At 61.9% G+C, this 7,559-nt stretch carries 6 protein-coding genes and 1 pseudogene; 5 read left to right on the forward strand and 2 right to left on the reverse strand.

Annotation, left to right across the window (positions count from 1 at the left end; translation table 11 throughout):
- The 5 genes and pseudogenes from ABF824_RS14870 to ABF824_RS14890 form a co-directional block, all read left to right on the forward strand.
- Positions 1–480 (forward strand): annotated as a pseudogene (locus ABF824_RS14870) (P-type conjugative transfer protein TrbL); the annotation flags it as partial.
- A 5-nt stretch (positions 481–485) separates the two neighbouring features.
- A complete protein-coding gene (trbF, locus tag ABF824_RS14875) occupies positions 486–1,169 on the forward strand; it encodes a conjugal transfer protein TrbF (protein ID WP_415489781.1) in 684 nt (227 codons plus the stop codon).
- Positions 1,166–2,167, forward strand: coding sequence for a P-type conjugative transfer protein TrbG (trbG, locus tag ABF824_RS14880; RefSeq protein ID WP_415489776.1), 1,002 nt, complete (start codon positions 1,166–1,168; stop codon positions 2,165–2,167). Before trbF ends, trbG begins: the two co-directional genes overlap by 4 nt.
- A complete protein-coding gene (locus ABF824_RS14885; RefSeq protein ID WP_415489777.1) occupies positions 2,164–3,348 on the forward strand; it encodes a TrbI/VirB10 family protein in 1,185 nt (394 codons plus the stop codon). The genes trbG and ABF824_RS14885 overlap by 4 nt, the downstream gene beginning before the upstream one ends.
- Entirely contained in the window at positions 3,345–3,578 is a 234-nt protein-coding gene (locus tag ABF824_RS14890) for a DUF2274 domain-containing protein (protein WP_415489778.1), read from the forward strand. The genes ABF824_RS14885 and ABF824_RS14890 overlap by 4 nt, the downstream gene beginning before the upstream one ends.
- A gap of 2 nt (positions 3,579–3,580) precedes the next feature.
- On the opposite strand, the gene ABF824_RS14895 is transcribed toward ABF824_RS14890, so the two are convergent.
- Complete coding sequence (locus tag ABF824_RS14895; RefSeq protein WP_415489779.1) at positions 3,581–4,495, reverse strand: LysR family transcriptional regulator; 915 nt, start codon at positions 4,493–4,495, stop codon at positions 3,581–3,583.
- Positions 4,496–4,501: 6 nt separating this feature from the next.
- Positions 4,502–7,559: efflux RND transporter permease subunit (locus tag ABF824_RS14900; protein WP_415489780.1), on the reverse strand; the 3,058-nt coding region annotated here is incomplete at its 5' end.

The raw sequence follows: 7,559 nt of genomic DNA on the forward strand, positions 1-7,559 counted from the left end.
GGGGCGGCTGTGCTGGGCGCGACCGCTGCCGCCGCGCGTGGCGGAGCTGCGATCGCGGGGGCCGCTAATACGGCTTATTCCATGGGTGCCATGAATGCTGCTGGCGAAACTGCCGGTGCCCGCATGGCAGCCGGGCTCGGCGGTGTCGCCCGCGCGCCGGGCAGCGCTGCCGCGAATGCCGTGAAGAGTAAAATGTCTTCTGCGGCGACCGCCATGAAGCAGAGCTACGGCGAGGGCGCGCGAGGCGCTTTCACCGCGACGGGCGGACGTTTCACAGGTGGGTCATCGTCCGATGCGAACGGCGGCGGCCCAGCGGATGGTGGTCGAGAAAGTGGCGGTCCCGAAGGCACGCCACCCCGATGGGCGCGGAGCATGAAGCGCCGCAATGCTGCGACCCATGCCGCCGAAGCCGCGCATGTCATCCGCTCGGCCGATGGCGGCGGCGGAAGTTCCAGCATTGATCTCTCGGAAAAGGAATGAGGACGATGTTTCGTCGCTCCACCAGCCGTTACGGGATCACGCCCGAACCGGTCACGCCCTATCAGAAAGCCGCGCAGATCTGGGACGAGCGCATCGGCTCCGCCCGTGTGCAGGCCCGCAACTGGCGTCTGATGGCGTTTGGGTCACTGTTTCTGTCCGCCGGTCTTGGTGCCGGTCTGGTTTGGCAGTCCGCGCGCGGCACCGTCGTGCCATGGGTCGTGCAGGTCGATATATCCGGTCAGGCGCAGGTCGTGATGCCTGCCACAGCGGGTTACACACCGACCGATCCGCAGATTGCCTGGTATCTGGCGCAGTTTATCGGCGATGTCCGTGGTCTTTCATCTGATGCGGTGGTCGTGCGCCATAACTGGCTGCGGGCCTACGACTTTGCCACCATTTCGGGGGCGCAGGCCCTGAACGATTATGCGCGCCTGAACGATCCGTTCTCGCGGATTGGCCGCGAGCAGGTCGAGGTCGATGTGTCGTCGGTCATCCGGGCTTCTCCCGGAAGTTTCCGGGTGGCCTGGACCGAGCGCCATTACCGCGACGGCGCTTTCACCGGCACCGAACGCTGGACGGCCATCGTGTCGGTTGTTCTGCGCACGCCGCGCGATGCCGACCATCTGCGGAAAAACCCTCTTGGAATCTACGTCTCCGCCATCAACTGGTCGAAGGAACTCGGACAATGATCCGCATGGTCATGCGCGCCGTTCCACTGGCGCTGCTCACCCTGTCCGCCTGCGCGGGGCAGTATCATCCGCCCGTCATCCGCTACGATGATGCGGCCCAGGCGACACGCAAGCCCGATCCACCGAAGCCTGTGCAGGTCGTGGAGGTGCCAACGCCGCTTCCTCTTCCGGGCCAGCTCAAGCCGCTGCCATCACGACGCGTCATACATCCGGCCCCCGAAGTCGCCGATCCGACCGCGCGCGTGACACAGGCCAATCTGGCGGCCCGAATTCAACCCACGCGGGCAGGCTTCATCAATGCGGTGCAGGTCTATCCCTATTCTCCGGGCGCCCTTTATCAGGTTTATACCTCGCCCGGCGAAATCACCGACATCATGCTCCAGCGGGGCGAAAAGCTGGTTGGCAGCGGGCCGGTCGCTGCCGGGGATACGGTACGCTGGATCATCGGCGATACCGAGAGCGGGGCAGGGGCGACAAAGCGCATTCATATTTTGGTCAAGCCGACGCGGCCGGACCTCACCACCAACCTGATCGTCAATACCGACCGGCGGACCTATCTGGCCGAACTGCGCTCCACGCCAGCGACATACATGGCGTCGATGTCCTGGGACTATCCCGAGGATGACCTCATTGCGCTGCACCGGCAGGACAGCGACGCCGACGAGGGGGCGCCGGTAGATGCGGGACTGGATCTGAGCGCCCTGAATTTCCGTTACGCCATTCAGCCGGTGAAGGGCGGGACACCGCCCTGGCTTCCCAGTCGGGCCTTCGATGATGGCCACAAGGTCTATATCGCGTTTCCATCCGGGATCGGGCAGGGTGAACTGCCACCGCTCTTTGTGCTGGGGGTGGATGGCGGGCCGGAACTGGTCAATTATCGTGTCCGGCAGAACTGGATGATCGTCGACCGCCTGTTTGCCGCCGCCGAACTGAGGCTCGGAGATAAACACAGCGAGCAGCGCGTGCGCATCGTGCGCACCGACGGGCGGCCGTCATGACCGGGCAGGCCCCGACAGCGGGAAACCCCGCAGGTGCTGCGCCAGCGTCACCACCACCCGATCTGCGTCTGAGGGCCGATCGGCCGCGCGTGGTCCGTCTGTCGCGCACTGTGGTCTGGTCGCTGGGCGGGGTTGGCATGATCGCGGTGGCCTTCGCGCTTGGGTATGCCCTTCAGGCCAGCCATCGACCGCAATCGCCGCCCGCCGCGCAGGACACCGATGTGCGTCCTTCGGCCGACGGGCTGGCCGGACTGCCGTCCGACTATGTCGGAAACGGCGTGCCGAAGCTGGGGTCGCCCCTGCCCGGTGATCTGGGCAGGCCGATCCTCAATGCGCAGCGGCAGGGCCGCGCGGGGCCGGTTCCCGGCATGGGGGATCGTCGCGGCGACCAGGAGATCGAGGCCGCGATCGCCAGTCGACTTTTCGCGCAGATCGGGGTGCGGGAGCGTCAGAGCGCGCAAGCGGTACCAGTCCCGGCACAGGCCACGTCCGGAGCGCAGGCATCATCGGCAGGAACCGACCAGCAGGCCGGCAATCGCGCCTTTCTGGCGGGGCAGTCGGACCGTGCGACGGTCAGCCCCGACCGGATTATGCCGCCCGCGTCCCCGTATATTCTTCAGGCGGGTACGGTGATCGCTGGCGCGCTCAACACCAAGATCAGTTCCGACCTGCCCGGCCAGATCGTCGGTCATGTGACCCAGAACGTCTATGATAGCCCGACCGGGCGGTATCTGCTGGTTCCGCAGGGCAGCACCCTGTTCGGGGCCTATAACAGCAGCGTCTCCTTCGGGCAGCAACGCACCCAGATCATCTGGACCCGGCTGATTTTTCCGAACGGGGAGAGCCTGGTGCTGGAAAAGCTGCCCGGTGGCGACGCCATCGGCCAGTCCGGCCTGTCCGACGAGGTGAACAACCACTGGGGGCAACTGTTCCGCGCAGCCCTAGTGACCACGCTTCTCAGCGTGGGTTCGGAAGCAGGCACGTCATGGAACGAGAACAATCTCATGCAGGCCATCCGCTCCGGTGCCAGCAACGGCTTCTCCATGGTCGGCAACCGGCTGATCGATCGCAGCCTCAACGTCCAGCCCACGCTGACCGACCGGCCGGGGCTACCGTTCACCGTTCTGGTCGGGCACGACCTGCTGCTCAAACCTTATCGGGATCAGGGAGATATACGATGACGGACCTGAAAATCAGGGAACTGCCTGATGAGAAACCGGTCAGAATGACCGTGGCGCTACCCGCCGATATTCATCGCGACCTGCTTGCCTATGCAGCACTTCTTTCCAGTAGCGGCGAGGCAATGGATCCAGCCCGGCTGGTCGCACCCATGCTCCGGCAGTTCATGATGTCGGACAAGGGATTCGCCAGGGCGCGGCGGCAGGCAAAAGCAGCGTCATTGGGAAAATAGGCTCATGGTCGATGGGATTCGAGATGCCGGGCGAAGGTTTGGGCGCAGGGATTTTCATTGTCGGGCCGCCAGACAATGCCGAATTCCAGATGGGAGGAACCGTCGGCGTCCCGGATTTCCATGGTCGCGACACCATGCCCATGCTGATCGCGGATCAGTGGCAGCCACGAAGCGGGCAGCAGGGCGATGCCTTCCTTGTTCTGGACGAGTGCGACAACCCGATTGCTGCCAATATCATGACGCCGGATCTTCGGACGGTTGCCTGTTTCCCCGAGCTTGCGCTGGATGAGCGTCTCGAAATCATGACCGGCGTTGTCGCGTCCGATCAGGAATGTTTCATGACGCAGGTCCGCCCATGACACTTCCGGCTGTGTCGCCAGAGGGTGGTCGGCGGGGAGAGCGGCCACGATACGGTCGCTCCAAAGGGGCGTGACCCGCAGGGCTGGAGCCAGATTGCGACGTGTGATGACCGCGAAATCGATCTGTCCGCGCTGGAGCCGGCGCAGCAGTCTTTTGCCTGTGCCTTCGGAATAACGGAAGACGATATCGGGATACGTGGTGCGGAACTCCGCCGTGAAGGCCGAGAGTCTTCCCGGCAGGACGCAGGTCTGGATGCCGATGGAGATCTGGCCATTCTCGCCCTTGCCCGTCCGCCGCGCGCGAGCGTTCATGCCGGCCACGTTGTCCAGGATCGTCTGGGTCCAGCGGATGAATTCCTCACCGAACGTCGTTGGTGTGACACCGGCGGGGGAGCGGAGAAACAACGTGACATTCAGTCGCTCTTCAAGGTTGTGCAGGGAGCGGCTGACGGCCGATTGCCGGGTATTCAGGAAACGCGCCGCGCCGTGGATACTGCCATGCTGCGCGATCGTCCTCACGCATAGCAGTTGCCACAGATCGAAGGGCGGCCGACGCATGACCCGTCACACCGTCTTGCCACGGCGCGGCCTGATGACCGTATAGACCGAGGGCAGCACGAACAGCGTCATGCTCGTGCCGACGATCATGCCGACGACGATTACCGTTCCCAGTCCGAAACGGCTGTTCGCGCCTGCACCCGTAGCGATGACCAGGGGCGCAAGCCCCACGACCATTGCTGCTGTGGTCATGATGATCGGTCGGAAACGGATCGCGGCTGCCGTCTCGATTGCTGTCCTGCGGTCCACATTGTCACGATGAAGGATCTCGTTTGCGAACTCGACCATCAGGATTCCATGCTTGCTGACCAGCCCGATCAGGGTAATGAGTCCGATTTCGGTATAGATATTTAAGGTCGTCACACCGAGAGCGAGCGGAATAAGGGCACCGAACACGGATAACGGCACACTGACAAGGATGATGACCGGGTCGGTGAAGCTGTTGTACTGAACCGACAGGACGAGATAAATGGCAATCAGTGCGAAAAGGAATGCAAAAATCAGAGCGCTTCCTTCCTGTACATATTGTCGTGAATCAGACTGCCAGTCATAGCTGTAGCCGGGCGGGAACTCCGCCGCCTTTGCCTTCAGGAAGCTCACGGCGTCACCCATCGTAACACCTTTGGTGAGAATGGCCTGAAACGTGGCCGAGTTCTGCTGGCCGAACTGGGGTAGACGATTGGGTTCGACATCGACCCGCACGCTGGCCAGGGCCGACAGCGGTACCTGATGGCCGTTCTGATCGCGCATATAATAGGTCTTCAGGGCATCAGGCGTCAGGCGGGACAGGGGAACGGCTTGCGGGATCACGTCATAGGACCGGCCATAATAGCCAAAGCGATTGACGTAATTTTCCCCGATCAGCGTATTCAGCGCGTTGCCGATCCGCTCCATGCGGATCCCGAGCGCATTGGCTTTTGTCCGATCGACCGTGACCCGAACAACCGGATTATCGAAGGCGAGGTCGCTATCGACCACGGCAAACAGACCGCTTTTAGAGGCTTCTTCCCGCAGGTGTGACATGACGCTGAAGACGTTGCGATAGCTGTCATCGCTGCGGACGACCATCTGGACTGGCAGGCCGCCGGTTGAACCCGGCAGTGCCCCCATCTGGAATACGAAGACGCTGGTCCCCTGGATGGAAGCAACACGCTGTTGCAGGTCCATCTGGATCTGATCGGCGTTACGCTTCCGCTTGCCCCAGTCATCCAGATTGACCCCGCCGACGCTGTTGGCGATCCCGTCAATTCCGTTCATCTGCCAGTGGCTATGGCCTTCCGGGATTTCAGACATCTTCTCGTAAAGCGTCTGGGCGTAGGTCTCGACATAATGAAGGTTGGCATATTGCGGGGCTTTGACCGCCGTATAGACAATGTCCTGGTCCTCATTGGGTGCCAGCTCGCTCTGCGAGACATGCAGCATGACCGGAATAAGAAGGAAGATCACTGCTGCCGTGCCGAGTGGAACCCAGCGATGCCGTAGCGAAAAATCGAGAACGGTTTCATAACGGGCAGTCATGAAACCGAAGGCATGCTCCGCCATCCGTTCCATGAAGCCTTCCTTCTCCTTCGCTTTTAGCAGTTTGGCGCTCATGAGTGGCGACAGGGTGAGTGCGACGACCCCGGAGACGATGACGGACCCGGCCAGCGTGAGCGCGAATTCCCGGAACAGCGTGCCCGTCAGTCCACCCATGAAAGCGATCGGGGCGTAAACTGCTGTAAGTGTGAGGGTCATCGCGACAACAGGGCCGGCCACCTCACGCGCCCCGAGTAACGCGGCGTCGAAGGGGGATTTGCCTTCTTCAATATGGCGATGGACGTTCTCGATCACGACGATGGCGTCATCGACCACGAGCCCAATCGACAGCACCATCGCCAGCAAGGTGAGCAAATTTAGGCTGAACCCGAAGGTGTACATCAGCCCGACCGCGCCAAGCATCGAGAGGGGTATGGTGGCGATCGGCACGATCACCGCTCGCACGGTACCGAGTGAGAGGTAAATCACAAGAATGACGATGAGCAGCGCCTCGATGAAGGTCTCGGTGACTTCATCGATCGACGCCTGAATGAAATGCGCGGTCTCGTAGGGAACGCGGACATCAATGCCCGGCGGGAGCGTCGCCTTGAGTTTCGGCATGATCTCGTTGAGACGCGAGATGATCGTCAGCGGGTTGCCCGTTGGCGACGGTTCCAGACCCACGAAGATCGAAGGACGTGGTGTTGGCTTGCCATTCAGCGGCCGAAGCGTGCTGGTCTGTGAACTGGTGTCCGTATTGTCCGGCCCCAGTTCGGCGCGTCCGATGTCCCGCACCCGGATAACCCGGCCACGGGTCGAGCGCAGCACCATATCACGGAATTCCTCGACCGTTTTCAGATCCGTGTTGAGGTTGATATTGCTGATCGTATAAACGCCACGGATCCTGCCGGGTGCGGCCTGGAAATTGTTTTCCCGGATTGCCCGTGCCACGTCCTCGCCCGTCATGTCGTTGGCAGCCAGCTTCTCTGGATCGAGCCAGAGCCGCATCGAAAGGCGCTGCTCTCCGAAATAACTGATTTCGGATATGCCCTCTATGCCCGAGAGCATCGGTGCCGCGACGCGGTGGATATAATCCGAGATTTCGTAGAGAGGCCGCGTTGTGCTGGCAAAACCGATATAGGCGACTGCGGTAAAGCCGCCCGAGGTGCGTTTGATGACCGGATCATAGGCGCCTTCCGGCAACCGGTATTTGACGGCGTTCACCTTGGACATCACGTCGGTCAGGGCGCGCATGGAATCATAATTCAGCATCATGCGCACCGTCACCACGCTGAGGCCCTGCGTCGTGGTGGAGGAAAGATAATCGATGCCCTCGACGGACGCGACGGCCTCGCTGATCGGCTGGGTCACGAAGCCCTGCATGAGGTCCGACGACGCGCCCGGATAGCGGGTCGAGATCAGGATCGTGGAGGTTTCGAGGGTCGGATATTGACGTGTTGCGATGGAATTGAAGCCCTTGATCCCGAAGAGAACAATCAGGATCGTCACGACGATCGCGAGGACAGGCCGCCGAAGGAAGCGATCAGTA

Source organism: Acetobacter sp., assembly GCF_047721705.1.
Lineage (GTDB): Bacteria > Pseudomonadota > Alphaproteobacteria > Acetobacterales > Acetobacteraceae > Acetobacter.

Coding starts and splice junctions, on each gene's coding strand:
- trbF (WP_415489781.1), top strand. CDS start 486: ATGTTTCGTCGCTCCACCAGCCGTTACGGGATCACGCCCGAACCGGTC.
- trbG (WP_415489776.1), top strand. CDS start 1,166: ATGATCCGCATGGTCATGCGCGCCGTTCCACTGGCGCTGCTCACCCTG.
- ABF824_RS14885 (WP_415489777.1), top strand. CDS start 2,164: ATGACCGGGCAGGCCCCGACAGCGGGAAACCCCGCAGGTGCTGCGCCA.
- ABF824_RS14895 (WP_415489779.1), bottom strand. CDS start 4,495: ATGCGTCGGCCGCCCTTCGATCTGTGGCAACTGCTATGCGTGAGGACG.
- ABF824_RS14890 (WP_415489778.1), top strand. CDS start 3,345: ATGACGGACCTGAAAATCAGGGAACTGCCTGATGAGAAACCGGTCAGA.